The sequence below is a fragment of the Pseudomonas sp. FDAARGOS_761 genome (assembly GCF_013343155.1).
Taxonomy (GTDB): Bacteria; Pseudomonadota; Gammaproteobacteria; order Pseudomonadales; family Pseudomonadaceae; genus Pseudomonas; species Pseudomonas aeruginosa.
This window is the reverse complement of record NZ_CP054572.1, coordinates 562,684-577,536: the sequence shown is the minus strand read 5'-3', so window position 1 is coordinate 577,536 and position 14,853 is coordinate 562,684. Positions and strand designations below refer to the sequence as shown.

Below are 14,853 nucleotides of genomic sequence, written 5' to 3'. Positions count from 1 at the left end.
TTCACTCCGTACGCGCCGGCCGCGGTTCGGCCGGCGGGAAAAATCGTCTGTGCGCCACCACCGGCATGCGCCGGCGGATATCCGCCTGTTCTGCGGCGTCGCGCGCCGCCAGCAGCACCGCTTCGCCCTGCGGCCGCTCGGCCAGGACCCGGCCCCAGGGATCGACGATGGCCGAATGGCCGAACGTCTCCCGGCCCCGTGGGTGGACGCCACCCTGTCCGGCCGCCAGCAGGTAGCACTGGGTCTCGATGGCGCGGGCGCGGACCAGCACCTGCCAGTGCGCCGCGCCGGTCACCGCGGTGAACGCCGACGGCGCCGTGATCAGTTCTGCGCCAGCCTCGCGCAGCGCGGTATAGAGTTCCGGAAAACGCAGGTCGTAGCAGACCGTCAGGCCAAGGCGACCGACCGGCGTATCCGCCACCACGATCTTCTGACCGAAAGCATAGTCGTCGGATTCACGATAGCGGCCCCGCGCATCGGCTACGTCCACATCGAACAGGTGCAGCTTGTCGTAGCGGGCAACCCGTTCTCCATGCTCGTCGATCAGCAGCGAACAGGCATTCGCCTTCGCCTCGGGTTGCCCCTCCGGCGGCAGCGGCAGCGTTCCGGCGACTATCCACAACCTGAGGTCGCGAGCGGCGGAATTCAACCACGGCAGGATAGGCCCGTTCCCCCGCGCCTCGGCGCGCCCCAGCTCGGCCAGGTCGCGCCGGCCCATGGCGGCGAAGTTTTCCGGCAGCACGGCGAGCCGCGCCCCACCCTCGGCGGCCTGTTCCAGCAGGCGACGGGCGGCGGCCAGGTTGGCCGTCACGTCGTCCTGGCTGACCATCTGGATCACGGCAATGGACATGGTTTCCTCCTTGCGGACGAAAGCGCCGCGTCGCGGCACCGGGCGCCGCTCAGCGGGGCTTCTCGAATGGCTTGTCGAAGCTGATCTTCGGATCCTGCCAGGGGCCCTTGACGCTGTATTGCACGCTGGCGAAGCGCGAGACCCGGTCGCCGAGCAGCTTGTCGACGACGAAGACCGCGCCGCCGACGGCCGGACCGCCGACTATCAGTGCCGCCAGGGTCAGGTTGTTGGTCAATGGCAAGGTCACCAGCAGCTTGGCGTCGATCCGATCGTGAGCCAGGTCCAGGGTACCGTTCAACTCCAGGTTGCTCGACGGCCCTTCCAGCTTCAGCGGCTCGCGGGTGATGTAGACGCCGTCGGTGGCGGAGAGAACCCCCTTCACCCGGTCATAGCTCAGTCCCTTGCCGAGGATGTCCGAGAAGTCCAGGCGCAGCCGGCGGTTGATCGCGTTGAAATTGAGCAGGCCGAACACTCGCAGCGCCTGGGCGCTGCCTTCGACCTCGACGAACTGCCCCTTGCGCAGCGATGCATCCATGCTGCCGCTGAAGCGCTTCAGGGCCATGTAGGCCGGCGATCCCGGCCACTGGCCGTTGATATCCATGCGGAAACGTTCGCTGGTGGCGCTCGGCGCGAAATTCCAGGCCTTGAGCACATCCGCCAGGTTCTTGCCCTCGATCCGTCCCTGGTAGGTGCTGCGGGTATTGCCCGGACTGCCGTCCCAGCGCAGGCTGCCATTGACGTGCAGGCCACGCAGGTCGAGGTCCAGGTCGTTGAACGCCACGCCGTTGCTGCCCGGCCGTACCTTCAGGCTCCAGGCGCCCAGCGGCTGGCCGCCAAGGGCGACCTGGCCGATCTTCACGTCTACCGCCGGCAGGCTGCGCGGATCGACGGCGGCCAGCGGGTCCGAGTCCTCCACCTTGTTCTCGTCGGGAAGGGTCGACTTCGGCAGGTTCAGGCGGTCCAGATCGACCACGATCGGCGCGCCCCTGGCATCCGGCAGGAGCAGACGCCCCGATGCGAGGTCGCTGACCAGCACCAGTTGCCAGGCCCGCTCCTGGCGGGCCAGGTCGACGGTCAGGTTCTTCAGCTCCTGGCCGAAGCCCTTGAAGCTGTCGATGCGCAGGTCGGCGCCGCGCAGCAGGCCCGCAGCGCTACTGGCAGCCTGGTCGCCATTGCCGTAGCGCTTCAGGGTGGCCTGCCAGGCGTCCCAGTCCAGTTCCGCCAGACGCCCGCGCACCCGCAGCCCCTGTGCCGAGGGCAGCAGCGCCGGGTCACCACCCAGGCGCAGGGCGCCGCGTCCGTTCAGCGGCTTGTCCGCCGGGGCCGCATAGGCCAGGCTGGCGAGGCCGTCGTAACGCGCCCAGTAACGCCGTTCGGCGCCATCCAGGGTCATCCGCCACTGGGTCGGCCGCGCCTGGGCGGCCGTCTTGCCGAACGGCGCCGGCAGGTCGACGACGGCGCCCTTGAGATCCGAATCGATCTGCAACTGGCTGTCCTTGCCATCCAGCAGCAGGTTGAGCTGGAACGGCAGGCGTCCCGAGACCGGCAACGGACGCTGGCCAGCGCCGAGCCAGTCGCTCAGTGACTTGACCGCCACCTGGCCGTTGAGCAGCAAGCGCGTGCGCGCATCGCCGCGCCCCTCGGCGACGATCCGCCCGCGTACCTCGCTGCCCAGCACCCGGGCCTGCACCGCCGGGGCGCTCAGGCCCTTGGCCAGGTCAAAACGGAAGTCGCCCTTCACTTCGCTCATATCCAGCTTCGGACTGGGCATCTTCAGGGTCGCGCCCACGGTGGAGAAATCCACGACCACCCCGGTCTTGCCGGCCTCGTCGTGGTCCAGTGGAATATCCAGCTTCAGGTGGCCCTGCAAGGGCCCGTCGCCCTCCCAGCCGGCGAAGATCTTGCGGGTCGGGATCGGCGCTTCCTGGAGCAGCTTGATGCCGTCCTTCAGGTTACTGTCGACGGCGCCATCCACATACAGGTGCGGCGTCTGTCCCGGCCGGCCGAGAGGTATGTCGACCTTTACGTCGCTGACCCGGGAATTCAGCAGATTCCCGCTGGAGGCCAGCACGCGGACTCCGGAATCCTCGACGAACACCTCGCCGACCGTTTTGCTCAAGGCGGGCCAACCGGGCTGGTAGGCCAGCTCGCCGTCGCGGACCTTGAAGTAGAGGTTCATGACGTGGGCTTCGGCCGCCGCGCCGCGGTTCAGCGAGCCCTGCCACTGGAAGTAGCCCTGCTCGACATGGCCACTGCGGATCGCCGTCTTCAACCAGTTCGCCAGGCTTTTGTTCATTCCCGGCAACTGGGTCGGCAGGTACTTGGCGGTGAAGCGCGCGTCGCCGTCGCTGAGGCCGACCTGCAGGTCCATGTAGTCTTCAGCGCCGGGATCGCGCATCAGGCGGATCAGCATGTCGCCGGCCAGGCTGCCCTCCTCGCCCTCGACCCGCATCAGGTGGCTGCCGAGGGTGAAGGCGCGGTCGTCCAGGCTCCAGAACATCCGCGTGCGAGCCTCGCGGTAGCGCCACGGCTCGGGAAATACCTTGGCCAGGTGCAGCATGAAATCCTGCGCCGATGCGTCGAGCTGGCCTCCGGCCAGGGTGCCGGTCAAGGTGCCGCTGACGTTTTCCACCGCCGGGACCTCATGGAACGCCGAGATACCGACCTTTTCCAGGTTGGTCGCGTAGCTGACCCGCTCGGGCACCTCCCGCTGCGGCCAGAAATCGGCGTTCAGGTTGTGCAGGATGCCCTTCGGCTTCAGGCCCGCCACCCACTCCGCCGCCGCGTCCGGCAGCGGCGCCAGCGCTTCTATCGCCGGCACCAGGGGCGTCAGGTCGACGCGGTCGGCCTGCAGCTTCCAGTGTGGCTCGTTGTTCTGCTGGTCGCGACGCAACAGCAACTCCACCTCGCCCCAGCGCTGCTCGCCGAAATTCGCCGCCAGGTCGCCGACCCGAACCTTCCAGCCCTGCGCTTCGCGATCGAAGAACAGGTTCATGCCCAGGTCGTTGATTTCCACCGGCTTGCGCGCGGCATACGAGGCCTTCAACTGCGGCGCCAGCAGCCGTGCCACCAGCCGTTGCGCCTTGCCGTCGCGCCAGTCGAACCAGAAGTCTCCGCCGGCCTTGGCCCGGACGATCTTCCATTCCTGGGTCAGACCGGCCGGCAACCATTGCGCCCAGTCGCTCTGCGGCAGGCTGAGATAGAACCTGGCGCTGCTGCGCGGCCAGTCCTCGCTGTCGATCCGCCCTTCGGCGTGCAGCGCCAGGGGTTGGCCGTCCGGCAGTTGCAGGCGGGCATCGAGACTCTGCCCACCAACCGATGAACTGCGCAGGGTCGCGCCGACCGCGCTGAGCGACAACGCTGCGCTTCCCCGCGGCGCCACCTCCAGTTGACTGTCCAGCAGCGAGATGCGTTGGGTCTGCAGCAGGAATTGCAGGAGCTTCCGGGGATCGCTGGGCTTGTCGCTGTGCGGCAGGCCATCCAGGCTCCACTGGCCATCCTCGCCTTCGCGCAGGGTCAGCTTGAGTCCCTCCAGCTCCAGGCTGCCGATCCGCACCTGGCGCGCCAGCAGGCTGCCGAGCAGGTCCGGCGCCAGCCGCACCCGCGCCAGGCGCAGACTCTGTTCGCCGTCGCCGACCTGGATGTCGCGCGCCACCACCAGAGGCTCGAAGCCGCGCCAGGAGCCCGTCAGCTCGGCAATCCGCACCGGTATGCCGAGTTGCTTGCCAGCTTCGTCCTCCAGCTGCTGGCGGTATTCGGCCACCAGCGGCACCAGTTGCCGGCCAAGGCTGACGTACAGCGCCAGCAGCACCAGTACCAGGGCGCACAGACCCAGGACGATCCGTAGCAGTCGCGTTCCGAGGCTTCCCACATCCGCCATTTCAGCCATACGCCTCAGAGCAGGACCACGTCATATTGCTCCTGCGAGTACATCGCCTCGACCTGGAACTTGATGGTGCGGCCGATGAACGCCTCGAGATCGGCGACGTTGCCCGACTCCTCGTCGAGCAGCCGGTCCACCACCTTCTGGTTGGCCAGCACCAGGTAGGAGTCGGCCTGGTAGGCACGCGCCTCGCGGAGAATCTCGCGGAAAATCTCGTAGCAGGTGGTTTCCGCAGTCTTCAGCATGCCGCGTCCCTGGCAGCAGGGGCACGGCTCGCAGAGGATCTGCACCAGGCTTTCGCGGGTGCGCTTGCGGGTCATCTGCACCAGGCCCAACTCGGTGATGCCGATGATGTTGGTCTTCGCGTGGTCGCGCTCCAGTTGCTTCTCCAGGGTGCGCAGGACCTGCCGGCGATGCTCCTCGTCCTCCATGTCGATGAAGTCGATGATGATGATCCCGCCCAGGTTGCGCAGGCGCAGTTGGCGGGCGATCGCGGTGGCCGCCTCGAGGTTGGTCTTGAAGATGGTTTCCTCGAGGTTGCGATGGCCGACGAAGGCGCCGGTGTTCACGTCGATGGTGGTCATCGCCTCGGTCGGATCGACGATCAGGTAGCCGCCGGACTTCAGCAGTACCTTGCGCTCCAGGGCTTTCTGGATTTCGTCCTCGACGCCGTAGAGATCGAAGATCGGTCGCTCGCCCGGGTAGTGTTCGAGGCGATCGGAAATCTCCGGCATCAATTCTTCGACGAAGGAAGTGATCTTCTGGAAGTTCTCTCGCGAGTCGATGCGGATCTTCTCGATCCGCGGGTTCACCAGGTCGCGCAGGGTACGGATCGCCAGGGACAGGTCTTCGTAGATCACCGAAGGCGCACCGACGGTCTGGATCTGCGCGGCGATCTGGTCCCATAGCCGGCGAAGGTAGCGGATGTCGGCGAGAATCTCGTCCTCGCCCGCACCTTCCGCGGCGGTGCGCAGGATGAAGCCGCCCTGTCCCTCGATGCCTTCCGCCGCCACGCAGTCGGCCACCACCTTCTTCAGGCGCTCGCGCTCGACTTCGTCCTCGATCCGCAGGGATATCCCGACATGGCTGGTGCGCGGCATGTACACCAGATAGCGCGAAGGAATCGACAGGTGGGTGGTCAGCCGTGCGCCCTTGGTGCCGATCGGATCCTTGGTCACCTGCACCACCAGCGCCTGCCCCTCATGGACCAGGGCACTGATGCTTTCCACGGCGCTGCCTTCGCGATTGGATATCTCGGCGGCATGGATGAACGCCGCACGTTCCAGGCCGATGTCGACGAACGCCGCCTGCATCCCCGGCAGTACCCGTACCACCCGCCCCTTGTAGATATTGCCGACGATGCCGCGCCGCTGGGTGCGTTCGACATGCACTTCCTGCAGGACGCCGTTTTCCACCACCGCCACGCGCGACTCCATCGGCGTGATATTGATCAGGATCTCTTCGCTCATGCGTCCACTGTCCTTATTTCGGCGCGTTAGGCGTTACGGCGGGTTGCCACCCACGGGCTGCCAGCAAGGGATGCCGAATTCCCTCAACAGTTCCGCAGTTTCACACAAAGGCAGCCCGACCACCGCACTGTAACTGCCTTCGATGCGACTGACGAATATCGCCCCGAGGCCCTGGATCGCATATCCGCCTGCCTTGTCCGCCGGCTCGCCGCTCTGCCAGTAGCGCAGCGCTTCTTCCGGAGCGACCTGGCGGAAGCGCACCCGGCACTCCACCACCCGCGCCTCGACGCCGCCAGCGGCGGCCAGGGCCACGGCGGTGAGAACCTGGTGTTCGCGCCCGGACAGCGCAGCCAGCATGGCCAGCCCGTCGGCCTGGTCCACGGGCTTGCCGAGAATTCGCCCGTCGATCACCACCGAGGTATCCGCGCCCAGGACACAACCGTCCTCGCCGCGCCCTTCCAGCATAGCCAGCCCGGCGGCCGCCTTGCCGCGCGCCAGGCGCTCGACGTAGGCGGCGGGCGCTTCGTTCGGCAAGGGGGACTCGTCGATAGCGGTGGCGAGCACGGACAGCGGCACGCCGATCTGGGTCAGCAGTTCACGGCGACGGGGCGAGGCGGAGGCGAGATACAGCGACGGCATGGAGGCTCCCGGGAAACGCGTCGGGCGATGCGCCGATCACCCGTTTCGAAGAATGACGATATCCGCCGCAGCATAGCTGCGAAGCGGACCTACCTCACGTTGAGACGCAGGCGGACGAACTGCAGCAGGGCGTACACCCAGGGCCAGAGCAGCGCACTGACCAGGGCCGGGAGCAGGAAGGTCAGGGTCGGCGGACGATTGCCGGTCAGGGCGTTGAGCCAGAGCTGGAGCAGCTGCGCCAGGCCGTAGACCACCACCAGCACCAGGCACTGCTGCCAGGCCGGGAACATGCGCAGGCGCTGGTGCAGGGACAGCACGAGGAAGGTGATCAGGCCGAGGATCAGCGCGTTCTGCCCGAGCAGGTTGCCGTAGAGCACGTCCTGGGCCAGGCCGAGCAGCCAGGCGGTGACCATCCCGACGCGCTCGGGCAGCAGCAACACCCAGTAGGTCAGCAGCATCGCCAGCCACAGCGGGCGGCCGATCTCGGTGAAGGTAGGCATCGGCGCTACGGCCAGCACTAGCCCGACCAGCAGGCTCAGCCAGATCACCCAGACATTGTTCGAACCTTGAGTCGCGCGAGCCATCAGCGGCGCCCCCCGTTCGCCGCCGGAGCGGCAGGCTGCGTGGGAGCTGGCGCGGGCGCGGCGGCGGGCTGCTGCGCAGCGCCCTGGGCTGCCGGGGTGGCCGGCGACGGCGCGGCGGCCGGTTGCGCGGCAGGCTGGGGCGCCTGGGCGCCGGCGGCGGCTTTCTTGTCCGCCTCTTCCTGGGCCTCGGCGGCGTCGTTGGCGCGCTGTTCCGGGGTGCGGCTGTCGCTGAACACCAGCAGCACGTAGCGGCTACGGTTCATCTTCGCGGTCGGCACCGCGCGCACCACGGCGAACGGCTGGCCGGAATCGTGGATCACTTCCTTGACCGTGGCCACCGGATAGCCGGCGGGGAAGCGTTGCCCCAGGCCGGAGCTGACCAGTAGGTCGCCTTCCTTGATGTCGGCGGTGTCGGCGACGTAGCGCAATTCCAGGCGCTCGGGATTGCCGGTGCCGACGGCGATGGCGCGCAGGCCGTTGCGATTGACCTGCACCGGGATACTGTGGGTGGTGTCGGTGAGCAGCAGGACCCGCGCGGTATAGGGCATCACCTCGACCACCTGGCCCATCAGGCCGCTGGCATCGAGCACCGGCTGGCCGACGAAGACGCCGTCGTTCTCGCCCTTGTCGATCATGATGCGTTGGGTGAAGGGGTTCGGATCGACGCCGATCAGCTCGCTGACCAGTACCTTGTCGTCGACCAGCGCGGCGGAATTGAGCAGCTCGCGCAGGCGCACGTTCTGCTCGGTGAGCGCGGCGAGTTTCTGCACCCGGCGCTGCATCAGCAGGGACTCGGCCTTGAGGCGTTCGTTCTCGGCGATCAGCTCGCTACGGCTGCTGAACTGGTCGCGCACGCCTTCCCAGGCGCGCACCGGCATTTCCGCCAGGCCGTAGAAAGGCGTGAGCACCATCCCCAGCTTGCTGCGGACGGGCTCCAGATAGTCGAACCGGGCGTCCACCACCATCAGGCTGACCGACAGCACGGCCAGCACCAACAGGCGAACGCCCAGCGACGGGCCTTTGGAGAATAGCGGTTTGATGATCCGCTCCTAGGCGACGATGCTCGCCACCTTACTCGGTGGAGAGCAGGTCCATGGAGTGGCGATCCATCATCTCCAGCGCACGGCCACCGCCGCGAGCCACGCAGGTCAGCGGCTCCTCGGCGACGATCACCGGCAGGCCGGTTTCCTGTGCCAGCAGCTTGTCCAGGTCGCGCAGCAGCGCGCCACCGCCGGTCAGCACCAGGCCGCGCTCGGCGATATCCGAGGCCAGCTCCGGCGGCGATTGCTCGAGGGCGCTCTTGACCGCCTGGACGATGGTCGCCAGGGACTCCTGCAGGGCCTCGAGGACCTCGTTGGAGTTCAGGGTGAAGCTGCGCGGTACGCCTTCGGCCAGGTTACGGCCGCGGACGTCGACTTCGCGAACGTCGCCGCCCGGGAAGGCGGTGCCGATCTCCTGCTTGATGCGCTCGGCGGTGGATTCGCCGATCAGGCTGCCGTAGTTGCGGCGCACGTAGGTGACGATGGCTTCGTCGAAGCGGTCGCCGCCGACGCGGACGGATTCTGCGTAGACAACACCGTTGAGGGAAATCAGGGCGATCTCGGTAGTGCCGCCGCCGATGTCTACGACCATCGAGCCGCGGGCCTCCTCGACCGGCAGGCCGGCGCCGATGGCGGCAGCCATCGGCTCTTCGATCAGGAACACCTCGCGGGCGCCGGCGCCCAGGGCGGATTCGCGGATGGCCCGGCGCTCGACCTGGGTGGACTTGCACGGTACGCAGATCAGCACGCGCGGGCTGGGCTGCAGGAAGCTGTTCTCGTGAACCTTGTTGATGAAGTACTGCAGCATCTTCTCGCAGACGCTGAAATCCGCGATCACGCCGTCTTTCATCGGACGGATGGCGGCGATGTTGCCCGGGGTACGGCCGAGCATGCGCTTGGCCTCGGTGCCCACGGCGACGACGCTCTTCTGGCTGCCATGGCTGCGAATGGCGACCACGGACGGTTCGTTCAGGACGATGCCGCGCTCGCGCACATAAATAAGGGTATTGGCAGTACCCAGGTCGATCGACAGATCGCTGGAAAACATGCCACGCAATTTTTTGAACATGGGAAAGAAACCCTAGGCGAAGCGTGGGTGAAAAATACGCGGGTAAAAAAGTGCGGCAAACTCTAACAACGACGGGGATTTTGGGCAAGGCGGGCAATATGCTAAATTGCAGGCTTTTCCCGGCCCCACAAGGCCCGTCCAGGCGGAATTAGACCGCCGACCGCGGCATCCGTTCCCTGCCTTATATAACGCATGGCGCCCCGCCGCCCTTCCAAGGCCGCTTTTGCTGGAGACTCCCGATGGCGCTTGAACGCTCCGACGTGGAAAAAATCGCCCATCTCGCCCGCCTGGGCCTGAGCGAGGCCGATCTTCCGCGCACCACCGAGACCCTGAACAACATCCTCGGCCTGATCGACCAGATGCAGGCGGTCGACACCAGCGGCGTCGAACCGCTTGCCCACCCGCTGGAAGCCACCCAGCGCCTGCGTCCGGACGCGGTCACCGAGACCGATCACCGCGACGCCTACCAGACCATCGCCCCCGCCGTGGAAGAAGGTCTGTACCTGGTTCCGAAAGTCATCGAGTAATAAGGACGCGGACACATGCTGCATCAATTGACCCTCGCCGAGATCGCCCGCGCCCTCGCCGACAAGCAATTTTCCGCCGAAGAGCTGACCCGCACCCTGCTCGGTCGCATCCGGCAGCTGGATCCCCAGCTCAACAGCTTCATCAGCATCACCGACGACCTGGCCATCGCCCAGGCCAAGGCAGCCGACGAACGGCGCGCCAACGGCGAGAACGGCGCCCTGCTCGGCGCGCCGATCGCCCACAAGGACCTGTTCTGCACCCAGGGCGTACGCACCAGCTGCGGTTCGAAGATGCTCGACAACTTCGTCTCGCCCTACGACGCCACCGTGGTCGAGAAGCTCACCGCCGCCGGCGCCGTTACCCTCGGCAAGCTGAACATGGATGAATTCGCCATGGGCTCGTCGAACCAGTCCAGCCACTACGGCGCGGTGAACAACCCCTGGAGCCTCGACCGCGTGCCGGGCGGCTCCTCCGGCGGCTCCGCCGCGGCAGTCGCCGCGCGCCTGCTGCCGGCCGCCACCGGCACCGATACCGGCGGCTCGATCCGCCAGCCGGCGGCGCTGACCAACCTCACCGGGATCAAGCCGACCTACGGCCGGGTTTCCCGCTGGGGCATGATCGCCTACGCCTCCAGCCTCGACCAGGGCGGCCCGCTGGCGCGCACCGCCGAGGACTGCGCGCTGATGCTGGGGGTGATGGCCGGATTCGATCCGAAGGACTCGACCAGCGTCGAACAGCCGGTGGACGACTACCTGGCCGCCCTGCAGAAGCCGCTGAGCGGCCTGCGCATCGGCCTGCCGCGGGAATACTTCGGCGCCGGCCTCGACAGCCGCATCGCCGACGCGGTGCTGGCCGTGGTCGAGGAGCTGAAGACGCTCGGCGCTACGGTGAAGGACATTTCCCTGCCGAACATGCAGCACGCCATCCCGGCCTACTACGTGATCGCGCCGGCCGAGGCGTCCTCCAACCTGTCGCGCTTCGACGGCGTGCGCTATGGCTATCGTTGCGACGCCCCGCAGAACCTGGAAGACCTGTACAAGCGCTCGCGCGCGGAAGGCTTCGGCAGCGAAGTGAAGAACCGCATCATGGTCGGCACCTACGCACTGTCGGCCGGCTACTACGATGCCTATTACCTGCAGGCTCAGAAGATTCGCCGGCTGATCAAGAACGACTTCGTCAGCGCCTTTGCCGAAGTGGACGTGATCCTCGGCCCGACCACGCCGAACCCGGCGTGGAAGATCGGCGAGAAGAACGACGACCCGGTTTCCCAGTACCTGGAAGACATCTACACCATCACCGCCAACCTCGCCGGCCTGCCGGGGCTGTCCATGCCCGCCGGCTTCGTCGACGGCCTGCCGGTGGGTGTCCAGTTGCTCGCGCCCTACTTCCAGGAAGGTCGCCTGCTCAACGTCGCGCACCAGTACCAGCAGGTCAGCGACTGGCACACCCGCACCCCGGCCGGCTTCTAAGCCATGGCAACGCCACGCAGTCCCCTCCCCTCTCCCGGCGCGGAGAGGGCGACCCGCAGGGTCGGCAGCGGGACTGCGCAGGCACAGAAGGATTGAGGAACACCACATGCAATGGGAAACCGTGATCGGGCTGGAAATCCACGCACAGCTCGCCACCCAATCGAAGATCTTCTCCGGCAGCTCGACCGCCTTCGGCGCCGCGCCGAATACCCAGGCCAGCCTGGTCGACCTGGCCATGCCGGGCACCCTGCCGGTGCTAAACGAGGAGGCCGTACGCATGGCCTGCCTGTTCGGCCTGGCGATCGACGCACGGATCGACCGGCAGAACGTGTTCGCCCGCAAGAACTACTTCTACCCCGACCTGCCGAAGGGCTACCAGACCAGCCAGATGGACCATCCCATCGTCGGCAAGGGCTATCTCGACATCACCCTGGAAGACGGCACCACCAAGCGCATCGGCATCACCCGCGCGCACCTGGAGGAGGACGCCGGCAAGAGCCTGCACGAAGACTTCCAGGGCATGAGCGGCATCGACCTGAACCGCGCCGGCACGCCGTTGCTGGAGATCGTTTCCGAGCCGGACATCCGCAGCGCCAAGGAAGCCGTGGCCTACGTCAAGGCGATCCACGCCCTGGTGCGCTACCTGGGCATCTGCGACGGCAACATGGCCGAGGGCTCGCTGCGCTGCGACTGCAACGTCTCGGTGCGACCGAAGGGCCAGGCCGAATTCGGCACCCGCGCCGAGATCAAGAACGTCAACTCCTTCCGCTTCATCGAGAAGGCGATCAACCACGAGATCCAGCGCCAGATCGAGCTGATCGAGGACGGCGGCAAGGTGGTCCAGGAAACCCGCCTGTACGACCCGAACAAGGACGAGACCCGCTCCATGCGCGGCAAGGAAGAAGCCAACGACTACCGTTACTTCCCCTGTCCCGACCTGCTGCCGGTGGTCATCGAGCCCGAGTACCTGGCGAAGCTGCGCGAGCAACTGCCGGAACTGCCGGTGCAGAAGCGCGAACGCTTCGAGAGCCAGTACGGCCTGTCCGCCTACGATGCCAGCGTGCTGTCCGCCAGCCGCGAGATGGCCGACTACTTCGAGAAGGTCCAGGGTATCTGCGGCGACGCCAAGCTGGCGGCCAACTGGGTGATGGTCGAGCTGGGCAGCCTGCTCAACAAGGACGGCCTGGAGATCGAGCAGTCTCCGGTGTCCGCCGAGCAACTGGGCGGCATGATCCTGCGCATCAAGGACAACACCATCTCCGGCAAGATCGCCAAGATGGTCTTCGAAGCCATGGCCAACGGCGAGGGTTCCGCCGACCAGATCATCGAGGCCAAGGGCCTGAAGCAGGTCACCGACAGTGGCGCCATCGAGAAGATGCTCGACGAGGTGCTGGCGGCCAACGCCGAGCAGGTCGAGCAGTACCGCGCCGCCGACGAGGCCAAGCGCGGCAAGATGTTCGGCTTCTTCGTCGGCCAGGCGATGAAGGCCTCGAAAGGCAAGGCCAACCCGCAGCAGGTGAACGAGTTGCTGAAGAAAAAGCTCGAAGCGTGAGTCAAAGCCAGACGCCGGGTTCGCCCGGCGTCTTCTTGTCCGCCAGGAGCCTGTTGTCCATGCCCAACCCATCCGCCGCCGCGCGCCTCGCCCTCGCCTTCGCCGTCCTGCCCCTGTTCCTCGCCGGCTGCTCCAGCCTCGCCGGCAGCGGTTCCGCGGATACCGGCGAAGCCTCCTACTATGGCAGCCGCCACGCAGGCCTGCGTACTGCCAGCGGCGAGCGCTACAACCCCAACGCAATGACCGCTGCCCACCGCACGTTGCCGTTCGGTACCCGCGTGCGGGTAACCAACCTCGACAACCGCCGCAGCGTGGTGGTGCGGATCAACGATCGCGGGCCGTTCCGCCGCGGGCGGATCATCGATGTATCGCGCAAGGCCGCCGAAGGCCTGGGTATGATCCGCAGCGGCGTGGCGCCGGTTCGGATAGAGTCGCTGGATTGAGCCACCTTCTACCCACGACAGGAACCTTCCGATGAGCGAACAAGGCAAGACCGGCCTGGAGATCCGACGTGAAGTCATGGGCGACGCCTTCGTCGAGCGCGCCATGGGCAACGCCACCGCCTTCACCCAGCCATTGCAGGACTTCGTCAACGAGCATGCCTGGGGCTCGGTCTGGGCCCGCGAGGCGCTGCCGCGCAAGACCCGCAGCCTGATCACCCTGGCCGCCCTGACCGCCCTGAAATGCCCGCAGGAACTCAAGGGGCACGTGCGCGGCGCGCTGAACAACGGCTGCACGGTGGAGGAAATCCGCGAGGCACTGCTGCACTGCGCGGTCTATGCCGGGGTGCCGGCGGCGATCGATGCGTTCCGTGCGGCGCAGGAAGCGATCGATACCTGGCAGGGCGAACAGCCCGCCTGAGCCCAGGAGCCATTCGCAGCGGCATGAGCGCCGCCGTCAGGCCACGCGGTTGGTAACGCCGATACCTGAACGACGGCGAATAACGCCAGAGGCGTTATCCGCCAGCGCAGGCGCCTACGGATAACTGAAGCGCTTCACCAGCGTCAGCTCGCCAGGCTTGCGCATCGGCACCAGGAAGGTTTCCTGTTTCTCGTTCGGCGTGCCCTCTTCGGTGACCAGGGTGATGCGCGCCGTGGTCAGGTCCTGGGCGGCCTGTTCGGCGCCATCCTCGCTGCTGCCGTAGCCACCGCCGAAGTAGTTGACGTAGACCAGGTAGGGCCCCTTCTGTGGCGTCGGCGTGGCGATGATTTCCGGGCCGTAGCCGGTGGTGACGTCGACATCCAGGGTCGCGCCGTTGGCCAGCGAACGATTGCCATACCAGACATGGTCGCCGTCCGGGGTCACCAGGTGCAGGTCGAGGTCGGTGTTGTCGCTGTCCCAGGACAGCAGCACGCGCAGCTTGGCCGGCACTTCCCCGCCGCCGCCACCGTGATAGAACTGGACCCGTCGCGACTGCCCGGCGGCGTTGCGCACCTCGACGCTGTTGCTGCCGGACGGGAAGGCGAACGGGCGGTCGAAGCTGCCATCGGCGTCCACCTTCAGCGGCATGCTCACACCGTTCACCACCAGCGTCGCCGGACGCTCCTTGGGCTGGCTCTCGATCGCGCCGCGAATGCGCGCGGTGGTCGCCTGGTCGGCGGCGACGTTGACCGAGGACGCCGGGTAGTTCACCACCTGCCGGTAATTGGCGGCGGAACCGTCGCCGGCACGCCAGCCGGAGACCGGCGTATCCAGTTTCACGGGGTTGTCCGCCCAGGCGACGAGGGGAAGGCAACTGAGCAGGGCGGCAAGGGACATTCGGTTCATGGA

Annotated in this window: 13 protein-coding genes; 5 read left to right on the top strand and 8 right to left on the bottom strand. The window is 66.9% G+C overall.

All coding sequences use genetic code 11. The annotated features are described in order from the left end of the window. Position 1: 1 nt before the first annotated feature. From FOC67_RS02720 to mreB, 7 genes are all read right to left on the bottom strand, one after another. Positions 2-850 (bottom strand): carbon-nitrogen hydrolase family protein, encoded by an 849-nt coding sequence (locus tag FOC67_RS02720; RefSeq protein ID WP_009315924.1) that lies wholly within the window; start codon positions 848-850, stop codon positions 2-4. Between the two features lie 49 nt (positions 851-899). Further along, positions 900-4,730: a YhdP family protein gene (locus FOC67_RS02715; protein ID WP_009315923.1), complete on the bottom strand. Its 3,831-nt coding sequence runs from the start codon at positions 4,728-4,730 to the stop codon at positions 900-902. 14 nt (positions 4,731-4,744) lie between these two features. Continuing rightward, positions 4,745-6,202 (bottom strand): ribonuclease G, encoded by a 1,458-nt coding sequence (gene rng, locus FOC67_RS02710; protein ID WP_003094386.1) that lies wholly within the window; start codon positions 6,200-6,202, stop codon positions 4,745-4,747. Positions 6,203-6,235: 33 nt separating this feature from the next. Further along, positions 6,236-6,841: a nucleoside triphosphate pyrophosphatase gene (locus tag FOC67_RS02705; RefSeq protein WP_003145924.1), complete on the bottom strand. Its 606-nt coding sequence runs from the start codon at positions 6,839-6,841 to the stop codon at positions 6,236-6,238. Between the two features lie 89 nt (positions 6,842-6,930). Continuing rightward, on the bottom strand, positions 6,931-7,425 hold the full coding sequence (gene mreD, locus FOC67_RS02700) for a rod shape-determining protein MreD (protein ID WP_003094389.1): 495 nt from the start codon (positions 7,423-7,425) through the stop codon (positions 6,931-6,933). Beyond that, positions 7,425-8,417: a rod shape-determining protein MreC gene (mreC, locus tag FOC67_RS02695; protein WP_003123307.1), complete on the bottom strand. Its 993-nt coding sequence runs from the start codon at positions 8,415-8,417 to the stop codon at positions 7,425-7,427. Before mreC ends, mreD begins: the two co-directional genes overlap by 1 nt. Before the next feature lie 79 nt (positions 8,418-8,496). After that, positions 8,497-9,534, bottom strand: coding sequence for a rod shape-determining protein MreB (gene mreB / locus FOC67_RS02690; RefSeq protein WP_003094393.1), 1,038 nt, complete (start codon positions 9,532-9,534; stop codon positions 8,497-8,499). A 239-nt stretch (positions 9,535-9,773) separates the two neighbouring features. Between mreB and gatC the strand changes: the two genes are divergently transcribed. From gatC to FOC67_RS02665, 5 genes are all read left to right on the top strand, one after another. Further along, positions 9,774-10,061, top strand: coding sequence for an Asp-tRNA(Asn)/Glu-tRNA(Gln) amidotransferase subunit GatC (gene gatC / locus FOC67_RS02685; protein WP_003094397.1), 288 nt, complete (start codon positions 9,774-9,776; stop codon positions 10,059-10,061). Positions 10,062-10,076: 15 nt separating this feature from the next. Further along, positions 10,077-11,531, top strand: a complete 1,455-nt coding sequence (gene gatA / locus FOC67_RS02680) for an Asp-tRNA(Asn)/Glu-tRNA(Gln) amidotransferase subunit GatA (protein WP_009315920.1) — start codon at positions 10,077-10,079, stop codon at positions 11,529-11,531. A gap of 91 nt (positions 11,532-11,622) precedes the next feature. After that, positions 11,623-13,083 carry an Asp-tRNA(Asn)/Glu-tRNA(Gln) amidotransferase subunit GatB gene (gatB, locus tag FOC67_RS02675; RefSeq protein ID WP_228379463.1) on the top strand — a complete coding sequence of 487 codons (1,461 nt, stop codon included), beginning with the start codon at positions 11,623-11,625 and terminating at the stop codon, positions 13,081-13,083. 59 nt (positions 13,084-13,142) lie between these two features. Next, positions 13,143-13,526, top strand: coding sequence for a septal ring lytic transglycosylase RlpA family protein (locus tag FOC67_RS02670; RefSeq protein WP_003109016.1), 384 nt, complete (start codon positions 13,143-13,145; stop codon positions 13,524-13,526). A gap of 31 nt (positions 13,527-13,557) precedes the next feature. After that, positions 13,558-13,944, top strand: a complete 387-nt coding sequence (locus FOC67_RS02665; RefSeq protein WP_003094405.1) for a carboxymuconolactone decarboxylase family protein — start codon at positions 13,558-13,560, stop codon at positions 13,942-13,944. A 114-nt stretch (positions 13,945-14,058) separates the two neighbouring features. Here FOC67_RS02665 and FOC67_RS02660 read toward each other — a convergent pair whose 3' ends face one another. Beyond that, complete coding sequence (locus tag FOC67_RS02660) at positions 14,059-14,850, bottom strand: YfaP family protein (RefSeq protein WP_023096992.1); 792 nt, start codon at positions 14,848-14,850, stop codon at positions 14,059-14,061. Positions 14,851-14,853 lie beyond the last annotated feature (3 nt).